The 26,615-nt window shown below is 62.3% G+C and carries 24 protein-coding genes; 4 read left to right on the forward strand and 20 right to left on the reverse strand.

Features of this window, described 5'->3' with window-relative positions:
• The first annotated feature begins 52 nt into the window (after positions 1-52).
• Positions 53-1,486, forward strand: coding sequence for a methylenetetrahydrofolate--tRNA-(uracil(54)-C(5))-methyltransferase (FADH(2)-oxidizing) TrmFO (gene trmFO / locus HYPGJ_RS07815; RefSeq protein WP_046846586.1), 1,434 nt, complete (start codon positions 53-55; stop codon positions 1,484-1,486).
• On the opposite strand, the gene HYPGJ_RS07820 is transcribed toward trmFO, so the two are convergent.
• The 6 genes from HYPGJ_RS07820 to yajC all read right to left on the reverse strand — a co-directional run bounded on the left by HYPGJ_RS07820 (position 1,483) and on the right by yajC (position 8,299).
• The gene (locus tag HYPGJ_RS07820; RefSeq protein ID WP_046846587.1) at positions 1,483-3,978 is read right to left on the reverse strand and encodes a hypothetical protein; all 2,496 of its coding nucleotides are present in this window, start codon (positions 3,976-3,978) and stop codon (positions 1,483-1,485) included. The genes trmFO and HYPGJ_RS07820 overlap by 4 nt on opposite strands.
• A 33-nt stretch (positions 3,979-4,011) precedes the next feature.
• Positions 4,012-4,842: a squalene/phytoene synthase family protein gene (locus HYPGJ_RS07825; protein ID WP_046846588.1), complete on the reverse strand. Its 831-nt coding sequence runs from the start codon at positions 4,840-4,842 to the stop codon at positions 4,012-4,014.
• Positions 4,843-4,864: 22 nt separating this feature from the next.
• Positions 4,865-5,239 (reverse strand): Mth938-like domain-containing protein, encoded by a 375-nt coding sequence (locus HYPGJ_RS07830; protein ID WP_046846589.1) that lies wholly within the window; start codon positions 5,237-5,239, stop codon positions 4,865-4,867.
• A gap of 27 nt (positions 5,240-5,266) precedes the next feature.
• Positions 5,267-6,241, reverse strand: coding sequence for a protein translocase subunit SecF (gene secF / locus HYPGJ_RS07835; protein WP_046846590.1), 975 nt, complete (start codon positions 6,239-6,241; stop codon positions 5,267-5,269).
• Between the two features lie 12 nt (positions 6,242-6,253).
• Positions 6,254-7,876 (reverse strand): protein translocase subunit SecD, encoded by a 1,623-nt coding sequence (secD, locus tag HYPGJ_RS07840; RefSeq protein ID WP_046846591.1) that lies wholly within the window; start codon positions 7,874-7,876, stop codon positions 6,254-6,256.
• 87 nt (positions 7,877-7,963) lie between these two features.
• Complete coding sequence (gene yajC, locus HYPGJ_RS07845; RefSeq protein WP_046846592.1) at positions 7,964-8,299, reverse strand: preprotein translocase subunit YajC; 336 nt, start codon at positions 8,297-8,299, stop codon at positions 7,964-7,966.
• 206 nt (positions 8,300-8,505) lie between these two features.
• Between yajC and HYPGJ_RS07850 the strand changes: the two genes are divergently transcribed.
• Complete coding sequence (locus HYPGJ_RS07850; RefSeq protein ID WP_046846593.1) at positions 8,506-9,369, forward strand: ATP-binding protein; 864 nt, start codon at positions 8,506-8,508, stop codon at positions 9,367-9,369.
• Positions 9,370-9,534: 165 nt separating this feature from the next.
• Here HYPGJ_RS07850 and HYPGJ_RS07855 read toward each other — a convergent pair whose 3' ends face one another.
• The 12 genes from HYPGJ_RS07855 to HYPGJ_RS07910 form a co-directional block, all read right to left on the reverse strand.
• Positions 9,535-11,136, reverse strand: a complete 1,602-nt coding sequence (locus tag HYPGJ_RS07855) for a LysM peptidoglycan-binding domain-containing M23 family metallopeptidase (protein WP_046846594.1) — start codon at positions 11,134-11,136, stop codon at positions 9,535-9,537.
• Positions 11,137-11,418: 282 nt separating this feature from the next.
• Entirely contained in the window at positions 11,419-12,183 is a 765-nt protein-coding gene (gene surE / locus HYPGJ_RS07860) for a 5'/3'-nucleotidase SurE (RefSeq protein WP_046846595.1), read from the reverse strand.
• Position 12,184: 1 nt separating this feature from the next.
• Positions 12,185-12,436, reverse strand: a complete 252-nt coding sequence (locus HYPGJ_RS07865) for a hypothetical protein (RefSeq protein ID WP_046846596.1) — start codon at positions 12,434-12,436, stop codon at positions 12,185-12,187.
• On the reverse strand, positions 12,436-13,722 hold the full coding sequence (serS, locus tag HYPGJ_RS07870; RefSeq protein WP_046846597.1) for a serine--tRNA ligase: 1,287 nt from the start codon (positions 13,720-13,722) through the stop codon (positions 12,436-12,438). The genes HYPGJ_RS07865 and serS overlap by 1 nt, the downstream gene beginning before the upstream one ends.
• An 88-nt stretch (positions 13,723-13,810) precedes the next feature.
• On the reverse strand, positions 13,811-14,641 hold the full coding sequence (gene tatC / locus HYPGJ_RS07875; RefSeq protein WP_200185683.1) for a twin-arginine translocase subunit TatC: 831 nt from the start codon (positions 14,639-14,641) through the stop codon (positions 13,811-13,813).
• 3 nt (positions 14,642-14,644) lie between these two features.
• Positions 14,645-15,025, reverse strand: a complete 381-nt coding sequence (gene tatB, locus HYPGJ_RS07880; RefSeq protein ID WP_046846598.1) for a Sec-independent protein translocase protein TatB — start codon at positions 15,023-15,025, stop codon at positions 14,645-14,647.
• Between the two features lie 48 nt (positions 15,026-15,073).
• The gene (locus HYPGJ_RS07885) at positions 15,074-15,283 is read right to left on the reverse strand and encodes a twin-arginine translocase TatA/TatE family subunit (protein ID WP_046846599.1); all 210 of its coding nucleotides are present in this window, start codon (positions 15,281-15,283) and stop codon (positions 15,074-15,076) included.
• Between the two features lie 168 nt (positions 15,284-15,451).
• Positions 15,452-16,303 (reverse strand): SMC-Scp complex subunit ScpB, encoded by an 852-nt coding sequence (scpB, locus tag HYPGJ_RS07890; protein ID WP_046846600.1) that lies wholly within the window; start codon positions 16,301-16,303, stop codon positions 15,452-15,454.
• Between the two features lie 39 nt (positions 16,304-16,342).
• Positions 16,343-17,194: a ScpA family protein gene (locus HYPGJ_RS07895; protein WP_046846601.1), complete on the reverse strand. Its 852-nt coding sequence runs from the start codon at positions 17,192-17,194 to the stop codon at positions 16,343-16,345.
• A 206-nt stretch (positions 17,195-17,400) separates the two neighbouring features.
• Entirely contained in the window at positions 17,401-19,071 is a 1,671-nt protein-coding gene (locus tag HYPGJ_RS07900) for an SPOR domain-containing protein (RefSeq protein ID WP_046846602.1), read from the reverse strand.
• Between the two features lie 60 nt (positions 19,072-19,131).
• Positions 19,132-20,892, reverse strand: coding sequence for an arginine--tRNA ligase (gene argS, locus HYPGJ_RS07905; RefSeq protein ID WP_046846603.1), 1,761 nt, complete (start codon positions 20,890-20,892; stop codon positions 19,132-19,134).
• A gap of 90 nt (positions 20,893-20,982) precedes the next feature.
• A complete protein-coding gene (locus tag HYPGJ_RS07910; RefSeq protein ID WP_083984062.1) occupies positions 20,983-22,212 on the reverse strand; it encodes a deoxyguanosinetriphosphate triphosphohydrolase in 1,230 nt (409 codons plus the stop codon).
• A gap of 116 nt (positions 22,213-22,328) precedes the next feature.
• On the opposite strand from HYPGJ_RS07910, the gene erpA reads away from it, so the two are divergent.
• Complete coding sequence (erpA, locus tag HYPGJ_RS07915; protein ID WP_046846604.1) at positions 22,329-22,652, forward strand: iron-sulfur cluster insertion protein ErpA; 324 nt, start codon at positions 22,329-22,331, stop codon at positions 22,650-22,652.
• Positions 22,653-22,700: 48 nt separating this feature from the next.
• Complete coding sequence (gene xth / locus HYPGJ_RS07920; RefSeq protein WP_046846605.1) at positions 22,701-23,483, forward strand: exodeoxyribonuclease III; 783 nt, start codon at positions 22,701-22,703, stop codon at positions 23,481-23,483.
• Positions 23,484-23,489: 6 nt separating this feature from the next.
• On the opposite strand, the gene HYPGJ_RS07925 is transcribed toward xth, so the two are convergent.
• Positions 23,490-24,602 carry a sel1 repeat family protein gene (locus HYPGJ_RS07925; protein ID WP_046846606.1) on the reverse strand — a complete coding sequence of 371 codons (1,113 nt, stop codon included), beginning with the start codon at positions 24,600-24,602 and terminating at the stop codon, positions 23,490-23,492.
• A complete protein-coding gene (ilvD, locus tag HYPGJ_RS07930) occupies positions 24,589-26,313 on the reverse strand; it encodes a dihydroxy-acid dehydratase (RefSeq protein ID WP_046846607.1) in 1,725 nt (574 codons plus the stop codon). The genes HYPGJ_RS07925 and ilvD overlap by 14 nt, the downstream gene beginning before the upstream one ends.
• Between the last annotated feature and the right edge of the window lie 302 nt (positions 26,314-26,615).

The raw sequence follows: 26,615 nt of genomic DNA on the forward strand, positions 1-26,615 counted from the left end.
CTCAAACCGCCACGCAGCGGAGCGATTCGTAAGCTGTGGAAGTCCTGTGCATATGACCAACCCCGTTGCCATTCACGTCGTCGGCGCCGGCCTCGCCGGATCGGAAGCCGCGCACCAGATCGCGCGCGCGGGCGTTCCTGTTGTGCTGCACGAGATGCGGCCAGAACGCGGAACCGACGCGCACAAGACGGATGGCTTCGCTGAGCTTGTCTGCTCGAACTCGTTCCGTTCGGACGATTGGGAGAACAATGCCGTCGGTCTGCTGCACGAGGAAATGCGCCGCGCCGAGTCGCTGATCTTGGCCGCGGGCGACAAGCACAAACTACCGGCAGGCGGCGCCCTCGCCGTTGACCGCGACGCCTTCTCCGCCGAAGTCACCGCACGCCTTTCCGAAAACCCGCTCGTGACGATCGTGCGTGGCGAAATCGACGGACTGCCTCCAGACGATTGGGCGAGCGTCATCATCGCGACAGGTCCGTTGACCTCACCCGCGCTCAGCTCAGCGATCGCAACACTGACGGGCGAAGACTCGCTCGCCTTTTTCGACGCCATCGCGCCGGTCATTCATCGCGACAGCATCGACACGTCGATCGCATGGTTCCAATCGCGCTACGACAAGGCGGGACCCGGAGGCACCGGAGCGGACTATCTCAATTGCCCGATGACGAAGCCTGAGTACGAAGCCTTCATCGACGCTCTGCTCGCGGGCGAAAAGACGTCCTTCAAGGACTGGGAAGCCTCGACACCCTACTTCGACGGCTGCCTGCCGGTCGAAGTGATGGCCGAGCGCGGACGCGACACGCTACGCTATGGGCCGATGAAGCCCGTCGGCCTCGACGATCCGCGCACCGGTCGCTGGCCCTATGCCGTCGTGCAGCTTCGCCAGGACAACGCACTCGCAACGCTTTGGAACATGGTCGGCTTCCAGACGAAGCTGAAACACGCCGAGCAAGTGCGCGTATTCCGCACGATCCCCGGATTGCAGAACGCCGAGTTCGCACGCCTCGGCGGCCTGCATCGCAACACGTATCTCAATTCGCCCAAGCTGCTCGACCGCTCGCTGCGCCTGAAGGTAAACCCGCGTTTGCGTTTCGCAGGCCAGATCACCGGCGTCGAAGGCTACGTCGAAAGCGCCGCGATGGGTTTGCTTGCCGGTCGTTTCGCCGCTGCGCAGGCGCTTGGCCGTGAAACGGATGCGCCACCGGCGACAACGGCCCTCGGTGCGCTACTCGACCACATCACCGGCGGGCATCTCGTCAGCGACGACGATGAGCGGTCGTCGGCGCGCTCGTTCCAGCCGATGAATATCAATTACGGACTACTGCCCGATCTCGCGCAGGCGCCGACGCACGATCAGAACGGCGCGCGCCTCAAAGGCCCGGAACGTGGTCGCGAGAAAAAGCGCGCGATGTCACGCCGCGCAATCGCCGACCTCACGCGCTGGCTCGACGAAACCGCCACGCAAAGCGCCGATCAGTCCGTCTAGTTCGGCGATCCGGAGGCGGGTGCGAACGGACGGATCGCCGTTTCGGGCAACGCGCCTGTCGACGCATCACCGCTTGCCGTCGGTGCGGGCGCGGTGGCCGCATCTGTCGCCGGAGCCTTCGTATCCGGTGCCGGAGCTTCCGATCCCGCAACCGGTAACGGCACGTCGATCTTTGGCGGCGCGAGCAATTCTTTCGCCTCGTCCAATCCCGTTTCCGGCTGTGTCGTGTTGTTCGGCGCGGCAACACCAACCGGCGGCGCAAGGGGCTCGCTGCCAACGACGTTGGCACCGCCTGCAGCTCCGGCCGCCGGCAAAGGCGCGGTCGTGGCGGCTCCCGTCACAGGTGGCAGCACGCCCGGCTGCGGCTGTGCTGTCTGAGGCATGACGCCAACCTGCACGTCGTCAGGTCCCGAAACGACAGCTTTCACCCCTTTGGTTTCCGGTTCGACGACAAATGCCGGAGCACCCGCCGCGGGCGTCGTGATCACCGCCTTGACGTCCGGAATTTCGCGCCCCGGCTCGTCGACCGCAGCCGGCAGCGCCTCGTCGGGCTTGATCGATGAAAGATAAGACGCATCGGCGTCCGGCCCTTCGCCGTACTTCGCGAGCACCGCGCGCGCTTTTGCGACGACCGCGTCGGCAATCGCCGCCTGACCTTCCGCGGTCGGATGGAACGCGCCAGAATATGTCGTCGCGAGCAGCAACTGGAACGGCGCGAATGGCTCGATCTTCAAAACTTTTGTCAGCATGCCGGCGGCGACATGAAAGTTCGCCGTCATGAACGCGTCGTTCGGGGTCCGAAACCAGCGTTGACGAGAGGCATACGGAAGGTAGTCGCCGGGATTGTAAGGCGTCCACACGCCGTCGATCTTGCGCGGCAGGCGAAGATCGTCGACCTGACTGACGCCCGAAACGCTCAGTCCCGCGCAGATGCCACGGCCTATGAACGCACGCCGGTGCGTCTCGACGAACGTCCATCCGAACTCGTAAGCGCTGTCGCGCATCTGGCGATGCAGCTTATCCGCGAACCACGTTCCCAACCTCAGCTTCACTGCATCGAGTTGAAAATCCGGAACGGATTCCATGCCCGCATTGCCGCTTCCGCAGGTCTCGCTGCCGTCGCCTGCGAGCGCCATGCCCGGATATGCGACGAGCAGAATACGATCGCTTTGATCCCATGGCAGATAGAGAATGTTGTGCAGCGCACGATTGAGAGCTTTGTAACGCGCGCCGAGATGTTTGAGCTGCGCCGACGCTTCGGCCTCGCCGTGCACCTCGCCAAGCCAGCCGCCAAGCTCGCGCAGGATCGATTGATTGGACAGCACCGCATTCGCCAGCAAACGCGAGAAGCCAATATCGTTGCCGCCGATCGACACCAGCGCAAGATCGATCTTGCGCGCCGATTCCTGCGGGCACTTGCGGAGAATAAGATCCTTAAGCTCCGGCACCTGCCCGTTGATGTGATAGGCCTCCGGCACGTCGGCCTGTTGCGTCGCGTTCGCGCCGCACTGAGCTTCCGCAAGCGCAGAAATCTGCGAATACCTCGGCGGGTCCGGCACCCACTCGTTGCCTTTGTAGCGCAGGAATAAGCCGTCGGTGACTTCCGCGCCCGCGCACGACACGCCGACGAACGTCACCGCGCGATGCGGGTCTTCGAGAGATAATTGCAACGCGGTCCGCAATTGCTCGGAATAGAGCGAGCGATGACACGCCTGATCGAGCCAGCGCGCGTTCGCCTTGATGAACTGCTTATCGCCGAGATCGCGCCAGGGGCCGACACGCGCCGGATACCCCGTCAAACCGCTATAAAAGCCGACGGTCGAATAATCGGCCGCGCGCTCGCGTGAGAACCTGACGGCAAGATCGGGATTGCCTTCGCCGGACGCAAAACTATCGCCCATCCCCGCGACCAGAATATCGCGCACGCGGACATCGGCTTTCGCCACCTCGAGCCCGCCGATCTCGAGCGTGACGACCGCGCCTTTCGGATAGGGAACGACGAAGCGCGCCGGTTCGCTGCAAGATTGCGTGAGCGCGTCACCGCGTGGCTTTTCCGATCCGCGCGGTGCGGTCAGCCATGTGCACGACAACATCTTAGCGTCTTCAATGCCTTCGACGCGAAAGACGACCGCATGGCTCGTCGGATTGATGTAGTCTTCGTAGGTGTCGCACTTGAAGCGATTATTGTTCCAGCATGTCTTGCGGTACATCGACGATGCCCAGCCGTCGGCATCGGTGCTTTGCAGCGCTCGCTCTCCGGAGAGCACAGGCGTCGCACGCTGGTCAGGTCCGAGCGCGCGATAAACCTGCCGGTGAACTTCCGTGTCGCGCGGATCGGTGAAAAAGCGAAACGGGTTTTCGACGCGCCAGGCAATCGAGGCCGTCGCCTCCGCACGCCGAGGAGCCGCGACAGCGGCAAAGCCTACGAGGGCGATAAACAAAAGCGACGTGACCACGACGCGGCGCGGTGCTGTTTGCCGGCGAGAAATCATCTGCCCCCTTCGCTTGGTCGTCAGTCGAACGCCTCAGAGCGTTCCGGTCCAATGCGCGCGTGCAATGCGCCACAAACGAGCGAGCGGTGCGATATCCACGATGTCACGGCTCGGATCGTATCCAGGCTTCTGCAAAGCGCGAAAATAGGGCTCGATGAGGGCAAGGGGCAAAAGCGCCGTCGTAAAAGCCCGGGTTTTGTCCTTGAGATCGCTTTGAACTAACGCCAGGGATGACCGCGCTTCGCGGGCCAGCCATGCGATTTGCGGCCGCCAATCGGTGTCCGGCGGGACTGGAATGCGCGCCTCCGGAAGCGGTGTCCGCCCAGCCGCAAGGGCATTCGGCAACGTGCGAGCGACGCGCGTCAGTCCGCTGGCACGACTGGCCGCGTTGATCAAAGGGCCTGCGTCGTCGGCCGGGCCGTGCAGGATCTGCAGCGCGAACGCGAGCGGCGTTCCATCGATGACGCGAAAGCCTTCGTCCAACGCCGCATCGTCAGCGGGCGGATCGGCGAAAAGCGCCGCCATATGCGCTTCCAAATAGGCATCGAGCGCCGGGAGCGAAAGATCGTGGCGCCGCATGACGTCGGCGAACTGATCGAGAATGGGATTGCCGGAAAGATTGGACGTGTCGCCGCTGCCGAGCAGCGCATCGCGCCACCACGCCACGCGGATTTCGCCGAGCGCCGCATCACTGACGATCTGACCGATGCGCGCGATTTCGCCGTCGAACGCCGCCAGCGCAATCAGATCATCCCGGACGCTCGCCGGAGCAAACAGCGCCGCGTAATAGCGATCCGGGGCGTTGAGGCGCGCGCTCGCGCGGACGGCATCGGCGTTGACGGTCGCTTCTCGGGGCTCGCGCACAGGCAGCTCCTGAACCTCAGAGTTAGGGCACCGCCAGCAACGCCGCCGCGATGCGCCGCTTTTCCGCGACCAGAATGTTGTAGGTCCGAGCGGCGGCGCCCGTCGACATCGGTTCGAGCCCGATATTGGCTTTCGCGAACGCCTCGTAAATTTCCGCCGCCGGCCACACCTGTTCGACACCGGTGCCGAGCAGGACCGTAATCGGCGGCTCCAGCGAACTCAGGACGAAGTCAAAATCGGCGACACGAAATTCGGCCGCTGCCGTCGCGTTCCAGGCGAAAATGCCGTTCGGCAGGCACAAGATCGAACCGCGATGGCTCATGTCCGCAAAACGAAAGCCGCCGTTACCATAAGCGGTAACGGCGGTCTCATACGGATATCGTGGACCTGTTTCCATCGGAGCAGTACCGCTCCCGTCGCGGCCTCAGGCCTTGGCTTTTGTTTTCGACGCAGCGACGGCTTTCGCTGCCATGTCGCTCCAGTCCCGCTTGACACCGAGGTAGCCGAGTAGCGGCGCCGCGATGAAAATCGAGGAGTAGGTGCCGATCACGACGCCCAGCAGCATCGCGAGATTGAAGTTTCGGATCACCTCGCCGCCGAAGACATAGAGCGAAATAAGCACAGCAAGTGCGGTCATGCCGGTCAGGATGGTGCGAGACAGCGTTTCGTTGATCGACAGGTTCAGGAGCTGGTTCAGCTCCATTTTCTTGAACTTGCGCAGGTTCTCGCGGATGCGGTCCGACACGACGACGGTATCGTTCACGGAATAGCCGAGAATAGTAAGCAGTGCCGCCACCGTCGACAGGTCGAATTCGAACTGAAACAGCGCAAAAATACCCACCGTCACGATGACGTCGTGCGATAGCGCCAGCACGGCGCCAAGTGCAAATTGCCATTCGAACCGAAACCAAACGTAGGCGACGATCGCCAGAATACCGGCTGCGACGGCGATGAAACCCGTCATGCGCAGTTCGCTCGACACCGCTGGCCCAACGACCTCGACACGGCGCTCGACGTAGGTATCCGACGTGGCATCGACGACTTTCTTCAAGGCCGCCTGCTGCGCCGCTTCTCCGCCGGGCTGCTCCTCGAGACGAACGAGCACGTCGTCGGGACTGCCGAATTCCTGAATCTGGACGTTGCCGACGCCGATGCCGTTCAGCTTCTCGCGCAATGCGCTGATGTCGGCGTTGCCGCTCTTCGTCTTGAGCTCGATCAGCGAACCGCCTTTGAAGTCGACGCCATAGTTCAGGCCCTTGACGCCGATCAGCCCGATCGACACGAGCATCGCGATGATGGAGAGCGCCAGCGCCGGCCCTTTGAACTTCATGAACGGCAAGTTCAGGTCATGGGGGAAGAAGTCGAATCCCTTGAAGACCGGTATCAATCTCATAAGCACTGCGCAGGTCTCCTAGACGGGAACGTAGATCGCACGGCCCTTGGGCTGGGCCTTGAGCCAGTACGAGATCAGCAGCCGGACGACGGTCACGGATGCGAAAATCGAGGTCAGAATGCCGATCGTCAGCGTCACGGCGAAACCGCGGATCGGGCCCGAGCCGAGCCAGAACATGATGATCGCGCAAGCGAGCGTCGTCAGCTGACTGTCGAGAATCGTCACGTACGCGCGTTGGAACCCGGCATCGATCGCCGAAACCGGCATTTTTCCGAGCCGCAATTCTTCGCGAATACGTTCGTAGATGAGAACGTTGGCGTCGACGGCCATGGCGACGCCGAGCACCAGACCGGCAATACCCGGCAGCGTCAGCACCGCTCCGATCATCGTCATCAACGCCACTGTAAGGATCAAGTGAACAAGTAGACCGACGCAGGCAAAAATGCCGAACGTGCCGTAGTAGAGGATCGTCAGGATAACGACCGCGATGCCGCCGACGACGCCGGCAAGCTTACCGGCCGAGATCGAGTCTGCACCAAGCGAGGGACCGACTGTCCGTTCTTCGACGATCGTAAGTTTCGTCGGCAGCGAACCGGAGCGCAACTGAACGGCGAGCGTATTCGTGCCTTCGACCGTGAAGCTGCCCGAGATCTGGCCCGAGCCGCCAAGGATGGGCTCGCGAATGACCGGCGCGGACAGCACCTTGTCGTCGAGAACGATCGCGAACGGACGACCGACGTGATCTTTGGTGAAGTTGGCGAACTTGCGTGCGCCGATCTGGTTGAAGCGGAAGTTGATGACCGGCTCGCCGTTGCGGCTGTCGAAGCCCGGCTGCGCATCGGCGAGGTCGGCGCCCTGCACGACGGGCTGCTCGCGCAGCAGATACTCGCCGCTGCCCTCGCCCTTGTCGCCCGGATAGATCTTGAAGCCCGTCGGCACCTTCGTCATTTTGGCTTCCTCGCCGGACATGGACGGGTGCACCTCATGGAAGGTGAGCTTTGCCGTTTCGCCGATGAGCTTCTTGAGATCGGTGGTGTCTTTCAGACCCGGAAACTGAATGAGGATGCGGTCGGCGCCTTGACGCACGATCGTCGATTCCGAGGTTCCGAGATTGTTGACGCGCCGGTTGATCGTTTCGATCGATGCCGACGCCGCATTCGCGACGCGCTGCCGAAGGCCCTGATCGCTTTCCTTGATGACGATCGTTCCCGGCTCTGTTCCCGACGACACCTCAACGTCGTAAGCACCCGCTCCGAGCAGAGCATTGCCGATCGGCTGCCTGACCTTGTTGAGAGCCTTGAGCGCGGCTGCTTGTTCCTCCGGCTTCGCAAGTTTGACGACGAGCTGCGTCAAGCCCTGAGTGCCGATGCCCGTGAAGCCGATCTTCGCGTCACGAAGCTCCTTGCGAGCTTCATCGCGCAGGTTGTTGATCCAGTCCTTTTTGATTTCGTCCTGGTCCATGGCGAGCAGAAGATGCGCGCCGCCCTGCAGGTCGAGACCGAGCGTCAACTGCTGTTTTGGCATGAAGGACGGCCATGACTGCACGGTTTCCTTCGAGAAGAAATTCGGCAGCGCCACGAGCAGACCGGCAAGGCAGGTCAGCAGAGTGGCTATGATTTTCCAGCGAGTGAAGTGCAGCATGGCAAGGATCTCAAATCTTCAAAAATGCGGGCAAGGCAACTTGGTGCGAAGACCGCACGCTATAGTCACACGCAATCGGTGCTTAAATCACGTTGCGTCTTTGACAGGTTCGCCCTTGGAGCGCACTTCGAGCAGCGTACCCTTCACGACCCGCACCCGGAGGTTTTCAGCGAGCTCAACCTCGATTTCGTCGCTCGAGTCGGAGACTTTCAGCACCTTGCCGAGCATTCCACCCGACGTGACGACCGTGTCGCCCCGGCGGACGGCATTCACGCGCTCGCGCAGTTCCTTGGCTCGTTGCGACTGCGGACGGATCAGGAAAAAGTAAAAGATGCCAAGCATCAGGATCATCGGGATCAGAAGACCACCGAAGGGCTCCATGGGGCTTGCAGCGGCTTGAGCGTACGCGGGTGTCGTAAACATCTGCTGGTAGATTCCTCTGGATGAGATTGGAAAAACACCCCTGCCCCGGGCCCGTCGGGCTCAGGGGAGCGCTCAATCAAATTCGGGCGGACTATAGTGTTCGCTATCCTATTTGCAACCACAGAGCGGCGCCATCGTTTGGCGTTGGCATCTGCGGATGTAGCGATTAAACAAGCTGTTTCCAATAGATAACTGCTGGATTTGAGATGAGCGACACTGACGCAATAAGGCCACTGCTTGAACGGATCGCCGTTGCGTTGGAACGTCTCGGGCCGCCAGCCGCAGAAACTCCCGATTTCGAAGCGGCCGACGCGTTTGTCTGGCACGCCGAGCCCGGCCGCTTCGAGCCGGTTCCGGAGGTCAACCGCGTGCCGCTCGCCCTTCTCAAGGGGATCGATCACACGGCTGGCATCCTGCTCGACAACACCCGCCGGTTCGCCGCCGGGCTATCCGCCAACAACGCGCTGCTCTGGGGCGCGCGGGGCATGGGCAAATCGAGCCTCGTCAAAGCCGCACACGCCGACGCGTTGGGCCGCTACGGCAAACTCAAACTGATCGAGATTCAGCGTGAGGACATCGACTCGCTGCCACGGTGCCTGTCGTTTCTCAAAGCCGCGCCTTTTCGCTTCATCGTCTTCTGCGACGACCTTTCGTTCGACCACGACGATACGAGTTACAAATCCTTGAAGGCCGTTCTCGAGGGCGGCATCGAGGGCCGGCCGAAGAATGTGCTTTTCTACGCGACGTCGAACCGCCGGCATCTGATGCCTCGCGACATGATCGACAATGAGCGCGCAACGGCGATCAATCCCGGCGAAGCGACGGAGGAAAAGGTTTCGCTGTCGGACCGCTTCGGCCTCTGGCTCGGTTTTCATAACGCCAGCCAGGATGACTATCTGACGATGGTCAAAACCTACGTCACGCATTTCAAACTGAAGATCGACGACAAGGAACTCGAGCGCGACGCGCTCGAATGGTCGACGACGCGCGGCGCACGCTCTGGCCGCGTTGCCTGGCAATACGTCCAGGACCTCGCCGGCCGTCTCCAAACCCCAACCGACAAAATCTGATTTTACGGCTCCGCGCTCGGCGGCCGAGCCCCCATCCAATGCACTTGGCGGCCGGCTGCGCGAAGCGGAGTCGCCAAGTGCCAATAAAAAAGAAGCCGGATCAGATGATCCGGCCTCCTCGTTTCCCTCAGTGCCAGCGCTTAGTCCCCACGCTAGATCGTAACGTCAGAGTTTCTCGAGATAGGGTGTCGGATCCACCGGCCTCGATCCTTGACGTAGTTCGAAATGCACCTGCGGCTGATCGACGGACCCTGTCTTGCCCGCTTTGGAAATGACCTGACCGCGTTTCACCTTGTCGCCGCGCTTCACGAGCAACTCGTCGTTGTGGGCGTAGGCCGTCACCCAACCGTTGTCGTGACGAAGCAGCACAAGATTGCCGTAGCCTTTGAGTTCGTTGCCGGAGTACGCGACGACGCCCGACTCGGCAGCATGAACTTCTGTTCCGAGCGGCACGGCGAGATTGATGCCGTCGTTGTGCGTGCCGTCGGGACGTCCACCGAATCCGGCAATGACGCGGCCCGTCGTCGGCCATCGCAGCTTGACGCTGTCGGCAACGGCCGATGCTGCAGCCGGAGCCGCCAGTGCAACCTTCTGCTCGACCTTCGGCGCCTCGGCCTTCGCCGGAGCTACCTCAGCAGCAGGCGGCGCGCTGGCCGGAGGTTCTGACGACGCAATCGAAGGCGCCGGAGCGGCGGCTGCTGTCGGAGCCGCATCGGTTGCCTTGCCCGCATCGGTCAGAGCTGCGACGCGACGTTCGCTGTTGATGATCGTCGGACGTGTCGAAAGCGACTGCCCGTAGGCAGGAACATCCGACCCTTTCTCGGTCGCGGCCAGCGGCGGAACGATCGCCGCCGGAGCATTGTCGGCGACGCTTGCCGGAGCAGCGGGAGCCGGCTGCGACGCAGGCACGTCAGCGCCTGATCGGCCCGGCACCTTCAGCACGACACCCGGCTTCACGCGACGCGGATCGGTGATACCGTTGACCTGCTGCAGTTCCGCGAACTTCACGTTGTGCGCGCGTGCAATGCCGTAGAGCGACTCGCCCGCCTTCACCGTGTACGTCGAATTATAGTTGGCGGCGACGTCGTGCGGCGGCTCAGCCAGCGGAGCCGGTGCCGGACGCGCCGATTCAACCGCCTTCGCAGCGGCAACGCTGCTACGCGACGCACGCGCTCCGCTAGCACCCGGCAGAATGAGCTTCTGCCCCGGATGGACATTCGGATTGCTCAGCGAGTTGGCCGACATCAGCTCGGCGAGCGAGACATGATGCGCGCGCGAGATCGAATAGAGCGTGTCCCCCGGCTGCACGATGATTTCATTGCCGCTGAGCGCCGCCTGCATCGCGGGTCGCGCGCTCGGCGTGGAGTCAGAACGCGCTCGCCCGAACGGCTTCGGCTCATAGGATTTCGCCGGAGCCGAATAGGCCGGAGGCGGATTGTACGCCGGCGGCGAATAGGACGGAGCAGGCTGATAGCTCGGACCAGCGTCTGGCAACGCCGCGACCTGAACCGACGACGCCCCTGCTCCATAAGGCCCGCGTGGCGGTTGCCCGACCGCGGTGCTGTCGCTGAGCGAACTCGTTCTGATCGACTGCGATGGGATGGGACGAGCGTCGGGAGGATCGTTAAGATTGAAAGACGCACTGTCGAAGCGCGTCACGTCTGCGCTGCAGCCCCCGATTGCGAGACCGGCAATGACGGTCGATACGGCCGCTGCGGACTTGAGGCTGAAACGCCCGCCGTGGCTAACGCCAAAACAATTAATCATGGTACGCACCTCTACTCGCACCATCCATTAACCTTTAACAGGTTAACGAGCGGTAAACGCTTCCAGCCAGATTTGCCCCAAATCCAGAAGTAGCGATGCGTTCATGCTGATTTGCGAGCCCCTCGCACGTTCAGCATGGAATGAATAGTGGAAGTCGATCAGCGAAAAGCGCCGCATGAAACGACGCCCTATGGTTATTCCATTAGGTGAGAATTGCGCTTTATTCGCGAATAGATTTCGGCTTTCCGGCGACTTTTCGGATGCGAGTTGTATCGAGCGGCGCTAGCCGAGCCGCGCGGCAAGAACCTCGGCCGCGTCGCGGTCGGTCAGATCGACACTCAACGGCGTGATCGAAATTTTATTTTCAGCGATCGCAGCAAGATCGGTTCCCGCTACCAGCGTCGACAAGCGCCGTTCGAAACCGAACCAAAAATACGGCGTCCCCCACGGATCGGAACGGCTGTCGATATTCAGCAGCGCCTGATCGCGAACGCCTTGTGAGGTCACCGCAATGCCCGTGACGTTTTCCGGCGCCGTGTCCGGAAAGTTGACGTTCATCAGCACATTCGGATTCCACGTTTGCGCAAGCAGCTTCTTGATGACCTGTGGCGCGTGCGCGAGCGACGTATCCCAGATGGCGCGACGCTCGCCGTCCTCGAACCCCATCATCTGCGACAGCGCAATCGAATGAATGCCGAGTAGCGCGCCTTCCATCGCAGCAGCGACCGTTCCCGAATACGTCACATCCTCAGCGAGGTTCGAACCGTGATTGACGCCGGACAGAATAAGCTCAGGCGGTTGATCCTTGAGGATGTGGCGAACCGCCATGATCACGCAATCGGTCGGCGTTCCGGTGACGGCATGCGTCCGCTCGTCGATGGTGCGCAAACGCAGCGGCGTATGCAGCGTCATCGAATGCGCGGTTCCAGACTGGTTCGTCTCTGGCGCGATCGTCCACACATCCGGCGAAATGCCGAGGGCGATCGCCTTCAGGATTTCGAGCCCCTTGGCGTGGATGCCGTCATCGTTGGTGATCAGAATGCGCATGCTAACCGACGATCTCGCCTCGACTGTTCACGCGGATCACGGGTCCGCGATAACTCTCCGCTTCGATGTCCCGCTCGCCCGTTTTTCGCACGTCGTTCGGATGCAGGCACCAGACGCGCTCAAGATCATAGACGAAAACAGCCAACCCCGTCGGCGTCACCTCGCCGATGAGATAGCCGCGCTTGCCCCGCACCTCCTCGTCTTCGAAATCTGGCGCGATCACGACGACGTCGAAGGTTGCGAGTTCGCTCATCAGGTCTTCGCTGCGGTTATCTTTGTCAGGCCACCCATGTACGGCTTCAGCGCATCGGGAATTATGACGGTGCCGTCCGCCTGTTGATAATTCTCGAGCACGGCGATCAGCGTGCGCCCGACAGCGAGACCCGATCCGTTCAGCGTATGCACATAGACCGGCTTACCGCCGTCTTTCGGACGAAAGCGCGCATCCATGCGCCGCGCCTGGAAATCACCGCACACGGAGCATGACGAAATTTCGCGATAGGCATTCTGTCCCGGAAGCCAGACCTCGATATCGTAGGTTTTCTGCGAGGCAAATCCCATGTCGCCGGTGCAGAGCACGATCGTGCGGAACGGCAGACCGAGACGCTTCAGAACTTCCTCCGCGCAGGCCGTCATGCGCTCGTGTTCATCGAGCGCCGCGTCAGGCGTGGTGATCGAGACGAGTTCGACCTTCGAAAATTGGTGCTGGCGGATCATGCCGCGCGTATCCTTGCCCGCAGCCCCCGCTTCCGAACGGAAGCATGGCGTCCACGCCGTCACGCGCATCGGCAGTTGCGCTTCATCGATGATCTGTTCGCGCACGAGGTTCGTCAGCGAAATTTCCGCCGTCGGAAGTAGCCAGAAATCGTTCGTCGTCTTGAACAGATCTTCCGCGAACTTCGGCAATTGCGCCGTGCCATACGCGGCCTGATCCTTGACCAGGATCGGCGGATTGACTTCCGTGTAGCCGAATTCGCTCGTGTGCAGATCGAGCATGAAACTCGCGAGCGCGCGTTCGAGGCGAGCGAGCGCGCCCTTCAGAACCACGAACCGCGCACCGGAAATCTTCTGCGCCGCCTCGAAGTCCATCAAGCCCAGCGCTTCGCCGATCTCGAAATGCTGTTTCGGCGCGAAATCGAGCCGCACGGGCGTCCCGACCCTGCGCACTTCGACGTTGCCGGTTTCGTCAGCCCCGTCCGGAACATCCGCACGCGGCAGGTTCGGAATGACATCGAGAGCAGCTTTGATCTCAGCGTCGAGCTTGCGCTCGTCGTCCTCGCCTTTCGCAATCGTGTCCTTGAGGTCCGCGACCTCGGCCATCAACCGCGCTGCCGTCGCCTCGTCCTTCGCACCCTTGGCCTTGCCAATCTCTTTCGAGGCCGCATTCCGCCGCGACTGCGCGTCCTGCAGCGCCGTCAGCGTCGCGCGGCGCTTGTCGTCGAGCGCCACCAATGCCGCGGCCTGCGGCGCCAGCCCGCGCCGCTGCAAGCTCGCGTCGAAGGCGTCAGCGTTGTCTCTGATCCACTTGATGTCGAACACGGTCGGGCCTCGTCACGATGTCTGTGTCAAAGGCCGTCGTATACGATGCCAGCGAAGCGGTCCAGCCGCCGCGCCGGAGCGATGATTATCACTCCGTCGGATCGCCGGGATCGGCATGCTTCTTCTCGACGAAGCGCACCGCCAGGATCGAAAGCTCGTACAATGCAACCGTCGGCAGCGCCATGATCACCATGCTGAGCGCATCCGGCGGCGTCAGCAGCGCTGCCGCCGCGAAGATGGCGACGATCGCATAGCGCCGTCCGTTTTTCAGCGTCGCCGAGGTGATGAATCCGGTCCGCGCCAGCAGTGTCAGAATGACGGGCAGCTGGAACACGATGCCGAAGCCGAAGATCAGCGTCATGATCAACGACAGATATTCCGAAACCTTCGGCAACAGCTCGATGGTCGGAACACCCGCGCCGCTGTGTTGCGTCAATCCGATCGAAAAACGGATCAGCACCGGCATCGCGATGAAATAGACGACCATCGCGCCGATGACGAACAGAACGGGCGTCGCGATCAGGTACGGCAAAAATGCCCGGCGCTCGTTGCGATAAAGCCCCGGCGCCACAAACTTGTAGATCTGCGTCGCGATGACGGGAAACGCGAGGAACGCCGCGCCGAACATGGCGAGCTTCACTTGCGTCATGATCTGTTCGAGGAAGTGCGTCGCGATGAGCTTTACGTGATCATCGCCCGACGCCCACATGTACGGCCAGACAAGCACGTTGTAGATATGGCCCGCGACCGCGAAGCAGCCGAAGAACATCACGACGAATGCGGCCAGCGCCCAGATCAACCGTTGCCTGAGTTCGATCAGATGATCGAGCAGCGGCGCCTTGCTGGCATCGATCTCATCCTGTCCGTCGCGCGACGGCTCATCACCCGGCGGCGTCGAGGGCGGCAAGCGTTCCAGCATCGCTCAGGTCTCCCCGCGCGGCGGAGCCGGCATCGGCGGCGCCAGCGTCGCCGATGTATCGGATGACGTTTCCGGCGCCATCGTGTTTGTCGTCGACGGCGCCTCGACGCGGGCGAGCTTGCTCGCATCGTCGACGTGCTCCGTCGCGCGCATCACCTCGCTATTGATCGAGGCCTGCATTTTGTTGACTTCTTCGCGCACCGCTTCGAGTTCGGCTTCGCGCATCGCGGCGTCGAACTGCAACTTGAACTCGTTCGCGTGGCGGCGAACGACGCCTGCGTACTTGCCGAGCGTGCGCATCAATGTCGGCAGTTCTTTCGGGCCGACAAAAACCAGCGTCACAACGCCGAGGATCAGAAGCTCGCTCCAGCTGATGTCAAACATGAGATGACCTTGTCGGCATCAGCCGTGAACGCGCCGCACGAAGCTCTTTTAGCTGACCTTCGTTCGATCGGGATTGGATGCCTCGTTCTCGATCGTGCGCGGCGCGGGGCGCGCAGGCTCATCGTCTTCGGCCATACCCTTCTTGAAGCTTTTGATGCCCTTTGCGACATCGCCCATCAGCTCCGAAATCTTGCCGCGACCGAACAGCAGCAAAGCGATGACCAGGAACAGCAGCAGGTGTTGTGCACTAAAACCCATTGTAACCTCTCGGCGGCGGTTGCCGCTCGCAGTTAAGCACTTTCTCGCGGACAGTGCCAACTATAGCCTAAAGTCTGGCCAATGTCTTACGATGACATCACTTAAGTGTGTAGCCCCTATGTTTACAAGGTTATAGCGGACGAGCGCGGCGGTTGCGCCAAATTGCGCCTAGCCGGCCTCGCTGTCCGGCGGCTCGGCGCGATCCTCATCCTCCCCGCCGTCCTCATCGAGCGGCAGCGACGCCTGCTCTTCCTCGGCGTCCTCGTCTCCGTCGTCGGAGAGGGGCAATTCATCCGGCATTAGCGTTGCGACATCGGTCGGCGCCGGCATCGTGAAGTTCGGAGGCAGATTGGCGTCCAGCAGCCCGGCGGCCTTGAGATCGGCGAGGCCCGGCAGATCCTTGATCGTGTCGAGCCCGAAATGCACGAGGAACGTCTCCGTCGTGCCATAGGTCAGCGGACGCCCGGGCGCGCGACGGCGGCCGCGCGGGCGAATCCATGCCGTCTCCATCAGCACGTCGAGCGTGCCGGGCGACGTCGAAACCCCGCGGATTTCCTCGATCTCGGCGCGCGTCACCGGCTGGTGATAGGCGATGATCGCCAGCGTTTCGAGCGCTGCCTTCGACAGCTTGCGCTCTTCTTTCTGCTGCCGCTCGAGCAGATAGGACAGATCGTCCGCTGTCCGAAACTGCCAGCGCCCGGCGACGCGAACCAGCGCTACACCGCGATCCTTGTAGTCGTCCTGCAATTCCTTGAGCAGCGCGTTGACGTCGTCGCCAGCATCGAGACAGCGCATCAGCGATTTTGCGTCGACCGGTTCGGTGGACGCAAAGAGCAGCGCTTCCAGACGGCGAAGTTTTTCACGCCGGGCGGCTTTCGAAAGGCGATCGACGGCGGCCTCCGGATCGCTCAGCGCGTCAGGGACGGTTCGTTCATGCGCATTATCGGCATCATCGTTTGCCGACATCACATCAATCCCGCGGCTATTGTCCGACACGACACTCAGTCTCGGCGGAACCATGGATTTTCTAGCCCCCTTATAACGGCGTTTCCGGCAGCGCTAGCCGATCTTTTCCCACTCCGCCCCTGCTTCACGTTTGCGCATATAAATCGGGGCGAACGGCTCGTCCTGCCGAAGCTCGATTAACCCTTCTCGCGCCATTTCGAGCGTCGCGCCGAAGGAGCTTGCCAGCGCCGTGCGCTCCTCCTCGTTGCGCGGGAGAAACTGGTCCAGGAACATGTCCAGCTGCGCCCAGTCCCCGGCGGTCGCGCCAACGAGGCGTTCAAGCCTGAACCGTGCTTCCTTGATCGACCAGACGCGCCGCGCCTTGACGACGTGAACGACCTTGATCGTCCGCTTTCGCTGCTCGGAGTAAGCCTTCAAAAGATCGTAGATCGTTGCGGTATAGGTCGTGTCGCGCGTGACCTGGATGCGCTCCGGCCGCCCGCGCGCGAACACGTCACGCTCCAGCCGATGCCGGGTCAGCAGCGTCGCCGCCTGATCGCGCATCGCGTTGAGCCGCATCAGCCGGAACGAGAGGCGCTGCGCCATCTCCTCCGCCGACGTCGTATGGGGATCTTCCTTGTTCTTGGGCAGCAGCAGGCGCGATTTCAGAAACGCAAGCCAAGCCGCCATGACGAGATAATCGGCCGCGATCTCGAGCTTCAGCTGCTGCGCTTCAGCGATGAATGCGAGATACTGCTCGACCAGCGCCAGAATGGAAATTTTGGCGAGGTCGACCTTCTGCGTTCGCGCAAGCGCCAGCAGAAGATCGAGCGGCCCTTCGAAGCCCTCGATATCGACGAGAAATGCCTCGCCAGCGGCCGGCATGCTGTCCAAGCCTGGGCTCTCCCAGTCTTGCGAACCAGCGGCCTCAGCGCCCGTCTCGGCTTGTCCTATCGATTCGATCATCTGCGTCTGGATTTGGTCCCGATGCGGCGCCCTGTCAGGGACCTGCCGGCCGACATTACACTGATTCAGACAGGGGCAAGCCCTTGCACCGGCGTACGCTCATACCTGACAAAGGTTGCAGCGCCGACTATGGCCCGCGCGCCTCGCCGCGGAACACACGCGCGGCTCAGCCAAAGCCCGGAGCTTCAGTCGGCCGATCCGGCGGCTCAGTACGACGTGACCCAGCAGCTCGAATAGCCTTGCGCTTTCAGTTGCGCGCAAACATTGCTGGCTTCCTGCCGCGAACCGGGCGGCCCGACGACCAGACGATCGAAGTTGCCCTTGGCGCCGAGATTGGCCGTCGCGATGTCAGGCGTCTTCCCGGCCAGCGCCGTCGAATACTTCTGCTGCATGTCGGCGAAGCGCTTCAAGGCATCGATGCGGCTCGACGCCGAATGCGGCACGGACGCGAGCACCGCGACAAATCCCGTGCCTCCTCCGGACGAAGTCACCGGGGCAGCTGTTTCGGAATAGGCATCCGAGGTGGTGGCCGTTTCGGCCTTGGCGACCTTTTTCAGCTTTTTAGGCGGCGCCGGTGTCGCCGAACCGTCGATGCTGCCGGTCGGCGATTTGGAAGCCGAGGCGCCGTTGATTTTGACCGGCGTCACAGCGACCTTTTTCATCGGAGCCGGCGTGTCGTCGCCGCTGACCGGCGTCGCGGGACGGGCTTGCGGTTCGTCGCGGATATGATCCGGCGCGCCGTGTCCGTTCTGCCCAAAGACGTCGACGAGGGCCGTGCCGGGCACGGACGCCCCCTGCTGCACAGGCTCCTCGGGCGGCGGCGATTGAATCGATCCGTCCCGCCCGACGACCAGCGTCGAAACCTTGCGCGGGCCGCCTGCAGCGGACTCATCGGCAGGCGCTGACTGCGCGGTATCGGACGGCGGTGGCGACTGATCCGGTGCTGCATCGGCCGGCTCGGACGATGTACCGTCGCCAAGCCTGCCCATAATCTTGGTATCCGAATAGGGGAAGGTTTTGCCCCCTGCATCCGCAGGCTTGGTCTTGGACGGAAAATCTTCGCTCTTGATGATCGGCGGCTCACCCTGCGGCCCAGACGACCCGAGCTTTTTGTAGCCGTACGCCATGCCACCGCCGATAAGAATTGCGCCCGCCAGCGCCATCATGACCATCATCGGCCGCCGGCTGCGCGGCGCGGGCTCATCCTCGTACTCGCCGTCGTCTTCGCCATAGGCCTGATCGAGTTCGCCGCCTTCGGCCGTCGCAAAGCCGAGGTTGTTGCCGTGGCCCTGCTGCGCATACGCATCGTGATCGAATTCGCTCGGCTGACCCGCCCAGTCGGCGGCGCTCAGCTCATGGTCCTGGCGATATGGATCGGCAAAGCCCGCCCCATGACCGCCTTGCGACGGCGCGTACCCGGCGTTGCCGTAGCCCCCCGCGTCGAAGCCGCGGGGATCGGAAGCCCCGCCTGCCCGGCCCGGCCATTGCGGCGCGTTCGGCTGCTGATCGTAACCGCTCTGTCCGTAGGGCGTGCTGCCGGGGGCGACGTAGGGCTCGAATTGCGGCGCATACGGATCAGCTGCGGCGGGGCTTGGCTGATGGCTCTGCCCGCTCTGATAGCCCGGCTGCAACGCGCCCCACTGGCCGTAATCGGCGGTCTGCTGTGGCGCTTGCGGCTGACCGAAGCCCGAATGCTGACCATAGGCATCATGTGGCGACGGCTGCTGCTGCGGCGGCCACGCGCTGCCCTGCTGCTGTGGATAACCGGATTGAGCTTGAGGATTGACCCAGGAAGGCTGGCGCAGACGGTCCTGATCGGCAGGATTTGCAGCTGGCCTTCCCCCGGCCGGCCGCTGGAACGAATTCTGCGAGGACATCGCGAAACCCCTCAATATCGGGCGCAGAGTCGTGCTGCACCAAATCGTCGATTCGAGACTTTAGCGCATCGCATCGGGCGCCTCGACGCCAAGGACATCCAGTCCCGATTTTATCACCGTCTTTGTGGCGGCAATCAGCGCGAGACGCGCGGAAGTCGCAACCCCGTCATTTGATTGGATAAATCTCAAATGTGGCGAATCGTTGCCGCGCGTCCACTGCGAATGTAGCGCACTCGCAAGATCGTAGAGATAGAACGCGATCCGATGCGGCTCGTGCGCCGACGACGCACCCTCGATCAATCGCGGGAAGCTCGCCAACCGCTTGATGAGATCGATTTCACCAGCGTCGGTCAGCAGCGACAGGTCGGCGCGCCGCAACGCGTCGACGGATACATCGAGCCCCGTGATCTGTTCGACGGCGTTTCGCAGTACGCTTGCCGATCTCGCATGCGCGTATTGCACGTAGAAGACAGGATTGTCCTTCGACTGCTCGGTCACCTTCGCGAAATCGAAATCGAGCGTTTCCTGGTTCTTCCGGTAAAGCATCATGTAGCGGACCGGATCGCGGCCGACTTCATCCACGACGTCGCGCAACGTAACGAATGTCCCGGCGCGCTTCGACATCTTATAGGGCTCACCCGCTTTGAAGAGCCTGACGAGTTGCACGACCTTCACATCGAGGTCAGCCGTCTTATCGGAAAGTGCGGCGACGACCGCCTTGATGCGCGGTATGTAGCCGACGTGATCGGCTCCGAAGACGTTGATCAGGTGACGGAAGCCGCGGCTCAACTTGTCGTAGTGATAGGCGACGTCGCCCGCGAAATACGTGTAGCTGCCGTCCGACTTCTTCAAAGCGCGATCTTCGTCGTCCCCGAAGTCCGTCGATTTGAAGAGAGTCTGAACGCGGTCTTCCCACTCGTCGTCATCGTGCCCCTTCGGCTTTTCGAGCTTGCCTTCGTAGATGAGCCCCTTCTTTTCGAGCTCCGCGATCGCCGCCTTGATCTGATCCTTGCCGTCCGCCTGCAGCGAGGCTTCCGAGAAGAAGACATCGTGCCGGATGTTGAGTGCGGCGAGATCGTCCTTGATCATCGCCATCATCTTGTCGATCGCGACGGAACGGACGATCGGCAGCCAGCGCTCTTCCGGCATGTTGATGAGCGACGGCCCGTGCTCTTTGGCAAGCGCTTCGCCGACCGGCTTCAGATAGTCGCCGGGATAGAGCCCTTCAGGGATCGCGCCGATGTCTTCGCCCAGCGCCTCGCGGTAGCGGAGGAACGCCGAACGCGCGAGCACGTTCACCTGCCCGCCCGCATCGTTGATGTAATATTCGCGCGTGACATCGTAGCCTGCGAACACGAGCAGATTGGCGAGCGCATCGCCGAACACCGCGCCACGGCAATGACCGACGTGCATCGGACCTGTCGGATTGGCCGACACGTATTCGACGTTGAGCTTGCCGTCGCCGCGCGATGAGCCCGCCCCGTATCGGCCGCCTTCGCTGAGAATGTCACGCACGAGACCGTGCCAGACTTCCGGCTTGAACGTGATGTTGAGAAAGCCCGGTCCCGCGACCTCGATCTTCTGGATGTCGCCGTGCGCTTCGAGCTTCGCTTTCAATGCGTCGGCGATATCGCGCGGCTTCTTCTTCGCCGCCTTGGCGAGGACGAGGGCGGCGTTGACCGCGATGTCGCCGTGACTCGCATCGCGCGGCGGCTCGGCATCGAACTCCGGCAGCGCGAGGTCGGACGGCAGAACGCCTTCGGTCTTCAGCGCCTCGAGCGCAGCTCTGACCCGTGCTTCAACTTCGGAAAAAACGTTCATAAGAGTCCTTGAGAAAACGCCGCGGAAACCACGGAGCGCTGGTGGCCGGCACGACGAAGGAATGTCGCCAGCACCAATTAAAGCTCGCGCCTATCGCAGTTCCGCCGTGGCGTCAAACAATCGGCGGTATTCGGCGATGGCGTAACGGTCCGTCTGCCCAGCAAGGAAGTCGCACGCCAGCCGCGCCCGGCCGTTGGCATCGAGGCTTAACGCGGCGTCGCGCCAGTCCTCCGGGAGCGCCGCGGGATCGGCGTTATAGCGGGCAAACAGATCGCGCACGATCTGCTCGGCGCGTTCCATCACGTCGAGCACCTTGCGATGGTGGTAGACGGACTTGAACAGAAACTTCCGGAGTTGAGAGAGGTCTGCGAACATCTCCTCGGAGAACGCCACTGTCGCCTTGCCCGCATGGCGGATATCGTCCGCCGACGACGGCGCGAGTGCTGCAAGTCTGCGGCGGCTTTCGTCGATCACATCACCGACCATCACCGTGATCATCCGGCGCGTGATTTCGTAGATCACCCGACTGGTCTCGACCGTCTTTCCGAGCGACATGACTTCCCGCGCCATGCCACCGGCAAGCGGCGTCTCGGCCAAAGCGCCGAGCGAGATCAACCCGGCACGTAATCCGTCGTCGACGTCGTGCGAGAGGTACGCGATGTCATCGGCAAGGCTCGCGACCTGCGCTTCCGCCGACGCCCACTTGTCGAGATCGAGAGGCCGCCAATCGTCGAACTGGCGCACGACTTTCGCGACCGCCGACCGCGAACCCTTGACCGGCCCGTTGTGCTTCACCAGCCCTTCGAGCGTCTCCCAGGTCAGATTGAGCCCGTCGAAGGCCAGGTACTTGCGCTCGAGCTTGGTGACGACGCGAACCGACTGCGCGTTGTGATCGAAGCCGCCGAAATCCGTCATGGCGGTGTCGAGCGCACGTTCGCCCGCATGACCGAACGGCGAGTGTCCAAGATCGTGCGCCAGCGCGATCGTCTCCGCGAGATCCTCGTCAAGCCTCAGCTGCCGCGCCATCGTTCGTGCGATCTGCGCCACTTCCAGCGTATGCGTCAGGCGCGTGCGGTAATGATCACCCTCGTGCGGCAGGAAGACCTGCGTTTTGTACGCCAGCCGCCGGAACGCCGAGGAATGCAGCACGCGATCGCGGTCACGCTGAAACGGACTGCGGGTTGTACAGTCCGGCTCGGCCGCGAGCCGCCCGCGCGACGGCACGGCGCTAGCGGCATAATTGGCCGGTGCGCGCTCACCTGGTCGCAGATTCTGGCCGTAATCTGCGAGGTCGGCACCGGGCTTTAACCTGGTTGGCATCGGCGGCCGCACTTGATATTTGATATGTTCACGCGCCTTCCTATCTATTTGGAGCCGGGGGCGCCAGCCAGGCTCCCCAGTTTCGTGGTGCAGATCAGGAAAAAGCCCAGAAACCGATGACCGTCACCGTAACCGAACAAGCCGCAACACGAATTTCCGAGATCGCAGGCAGCGAACCGGGATCGCCCGTTCTGCGTGTTTCCGTCGAGGGTGGCGGCTGCTCCGGGTTCCAGTACAAATTCGATCTGACCAACACGCGCGCCGCCGACGATTTCGTCATCGAACGGGCTGGCGCTGTCGTTGTCATCGATCCGGTCTCGCTGCAGTATATGGAAGGCGCCGAGATCGATTTCGTCGACGATCTGATCGGTGCCGCCTTCAAGATCAAGAACCCGGTTGCGACCGCATCCTGCGGCTGCGGTACCAGCTTCTCCGTCTGAACCGATCTCAAATTGATTTATGCGCGGTGCGATGGCACATGGTGAGCCATGATCCTCGCCACGTGGAATATCAACGGCGTCAAGGCCCGCCTCGAGTCGGCGCTGACGTACCTGCGCCAGCAGTCTCCGGACGTCATCTGCTTCCAGGAGATCAAATCCGTCGACGATGGGTTTCCGACGTCGGCGTTTCAGGACATCGGCTACAACGTCGCGACCAACGGCCAGAAGGGTTTCAACGGCGTCGCCATTCTCTCGAAGTCGCCGCTCGAAGACGTGGTGCGCGGCCTTCCGGGCGATGATGCCGATCAGCACGCGCGCTGGATCGAGGCGTCCGTTCCGCTCGGCGATCGCATGGTCCGCGTGGTCTCGCTTTATCTGCCGAACGGCAATCCGATCGGAACCGAGAAGTTCTCCTACAAGCTGGCCTGGATGGCGCGCATGCGGCTCCGGGCAAAGCAACTGCTGCATGATGAAATGCCGCTCGTCCTCGCAGGCGACTTCAACGTCATTCCGGAACCCGTCGACGCCAAGCGTCCGGCGGCGTGGGTCAACGACGCGCTGTTCCAGCCGGAAAGCCGCGCCGCATGGCGCACGTTGGTGAACGAAGGCTTCACGGACGCAACGCGCGCCTGCCATCCGGGTCCCGGAGTCTACACGTTCTGGGACTATCAGGCCGGCGCCTTCCAGAAGGACGACGGCATCCGCATCGACCACATCCTACTCTCGAGCCAGGCCGCCGATCTGCTCGTGGCGTCAGGCATCGATCGCGCGACACGCGCGCAGGAAAAGCCGTCCGATCACGTGCCCGTTTGGGTCAAGCTCGCGGGTTAGCCGAGCCTAGCGGTCGCCGCCTGGCGACGAAGCGCCGGCCGGAGCGAACCCGCCCGACGATCCTGTCGAAACAGGCGGCCCGCCGACGCCTGAAGCTGGCGCAAAACCAGGCGCGCTGATCCCGATTCCGATCGTGACCTGATGGCTCGGCCGGACTGCCGGGCTTGCCGCTGGCAGCTGCGCTGAAACCGCAGGCGGAGCATCCGTCGCCATCATGGGATGTACGAGTTCACCGTTTGCACATGTCCGGACGGGCTCTGCTGGCAAGCTGTCAAGGCCGTCCCGATTGTCGCGAACTTGCGGACTGCGCCCGTAACGCTTGTGCCAGTCGGCGACCCTACCCGTCGCCTGCAAACGAACGCCTTCGCCCGCGTTGCAGAAAATCTTCTGATAGATGTCCTCGATCCAGACACGCTCCGTCGGCGACGCATTCGAAACCGCGACGTCGATCAGATTGAGCGCAGCCGCCTGATCCTTCTGCACGAACTTGCCGCGCCAGAGGAGGTCGGCAAGAAAGGCTTGCGCGCCAGGATGCCCGGAGCGGGACAGCCGCGACAGCCAGTGACGGCCATTCTCGATCTTGCTCGACGGATCTTCGGAGCCGGCCATCTCCGGCCCTTCGCCGCGAAGGAAAACCTTCGCAAGTTCGAACTGCGCATCTTCATCGTTGAATGTCAGGGCCGCGCGCTGCAGCGCCTGGTCGGCGGCGGCAACGTCCGGACGGATACCTTGGTCGGTAATTCCGTCGCGAAGATACATCGACACCGCCGTCAACGCCTTCGCAGCGATCGGCGCGAGTTCCTCGTCGTCGGGATCGACGTCCTTCAGCTCTTCGGCGAGCTGCGCATAAATTTTGTAGGCCTTGCCGTGATCGGTATAAGCGCCTTCGTTGTCGCCGTAGATGCGCGCCTCGTAATAGCGCGCGATCTGCGGCTTTGACGCTTCCAATGCTTCGAACGCCGGAAGCGCCAGCTCGTAATATCCGCCATTGAACGCCGAGATGCCCTGCTTCATCGCATCGTCAGGCGATCGAAACGTCACGCCGGCTGCAAACGCCGAACCGACCATCGTGCAAAAAATTGCAACACTACCCGCAATGGAAAGCTTAGATATCCGCATAGCAGTGCACTTCCGCCTTTCCTCCCGCATGGGTTACGGCGCCATACCTGGCCGGTCCCACTTGGTCTGCAAATTTTCTCAGTGCCCCTGACTGATACATGTTCGCCGGCGCCTTCCACGTCTTGCGCCGCCGTTCCAACTCCTCTGAACTCACCTCGACATCGAGCGTGCCGAGTTCGGTATCGATGACGATAATGTCGCCATCCTTCAGAAGTCCGATCGGTCCGCCGACCGCTGCTTCAGGACCGACGTGGCCGATGCAAAGCCCACGCGTCGCGCCCGAGAAACGTCCGTCGGTGATCAGCGCGACCTTGTCTCCGGAGCCCTGGCCGTAAAGCGCCGCGGTCGTCGACAACATCTCGCGCATGCCCGGGCCGCCCTTCGGCCCCTCGTAACGGATGACGATCACCTCGCCGTCCTTGTAGTTGCGGTCTTCGACGGCCTGGAACGCATCTTCCTCGCAATCGAAGCAGCGTGCGGGTCCGCGGAACTGATGTGTCTTCAGCCCGGCAACCTTCACGATCGCGCCATCGGGTGCGAGCGAGCCCTTGAGCCCAACCACGCCGCCCGTTGGCGAGATCGGATTGGAGACCGGAAATACGACTTTCTGATCGCGGTTGAATTTCACGCTTTCGAGATTCTGCGCGAGCGTCTTTCCAGTCACAGTTAGACAGTCGCCGTGCAAAACGCCGCCTTCGAGCAGCGCTTTCAGGATCTGCGGCACGCCGCCGATATCGTAGACGTCTTTCGCAACGTACTGACCACCGGGCTTCAGGTCGGCGATGTACGGCGTCCTGCGGAAAATCTCGGCGACATCGAAAAGATCGAAATCGATCCCGACCTCGTGCGCCATCGCCGGAAGATGCAGCGCGCCATTGGTCGAGCCGCCCGTCGCGGCGATAACGACAGCGGCATTCTCGAACGCTTTTTTCGTGCAGATATCGCGCGGACGAATGCCATCGGCGATCAGGCGCATGACGGCCTTCCCGCTTTCGGTCGCGTACGCGTCGCGGCTTTCATAGGGTGCCGGCGCGCCAGCCGATCCTGGCAGCGCAAGCCCGATCGCCTCGGACACACACGCCATCGTGTTCGCCGTGAACTGTCCACCGCACGAGCCCGCCGACGGACACGCGACGCATTCCAGTTCATGCAATTCCGCAGCCGACATTTTGCCCGCCGAATGCATGCCGACGCCTTCGAACACGTCGACGACGGTGACGTCGCGGCCTTTGAATTTTCCCGGCAGGATCGAGCCGCCGTACATGAAGACGCTCGGAACGTTGAGCCTCAGCATCGACATCATGATGCCGGGCAAGCTCTTGTCGCAGCCCGCGATGCCGACGAGCGCATCATAGCAATGCCCGCGCATCGTGAGCTCGATCGAATCGGCGATGACCTCGCGCGACACGAGGCTCGACTTCATGCCCTGATGGCCCATTGCGATGCCATCGGTGACGGTGATCGTGCAGAACTCGCGCGGCGTACCGCCAGCTTCCGTGACGCCCGCTTTGGCCGACTGCGCCTGGCGCATCAGCGAAATGTTGCAGGGCGCAGCTTCATTCCAGCAGGAGACGACGCCGACGAACGGACGCTTGATGTCGGCCTCTTCCAGTCCCATCGCGTAATAGTAGGAGCGATGCGGCGCGCGCGACGGGCCTTCCGTGACATGGCGGCTGGGCAACTTCGACTTATCGAACGTCTTGGCGTCCATTACTTTCCTCTTCGGCCCCCTGACTTGCCTCGAGTTCCGTTCCAGGGATGCCGGCCGTCACGCTCGAATAGGAATCGCTCTCACCTGCATGAGAATTATTCCAAAGCGTCGGCCTCGCTTCTGCACCTGCGCGCGCTTTGTGGCTCGAAAGTGGCGCTGCACCGCAAACGAGTTGCTGTTAAGCAACATTTGGGTGGCATGTCCCCGTTCATGGTAAAGGGACGTCTTTCGCCTCACTCGCACAGGAAGCCGTTCGGGTCTTCCTCATCGTCAGCGTACCGATTGGATAGGCGACGAGTACG

This window comes from Hyphomicrobium sp. GJ21, assembly GCF_001006785.1.
Lineage (GTDB): Bacteria > Pseudomonadota > Alphaproteobacteria > Rhizobiales > Hyphomicrobiaceae > Hyphomicrobium_B.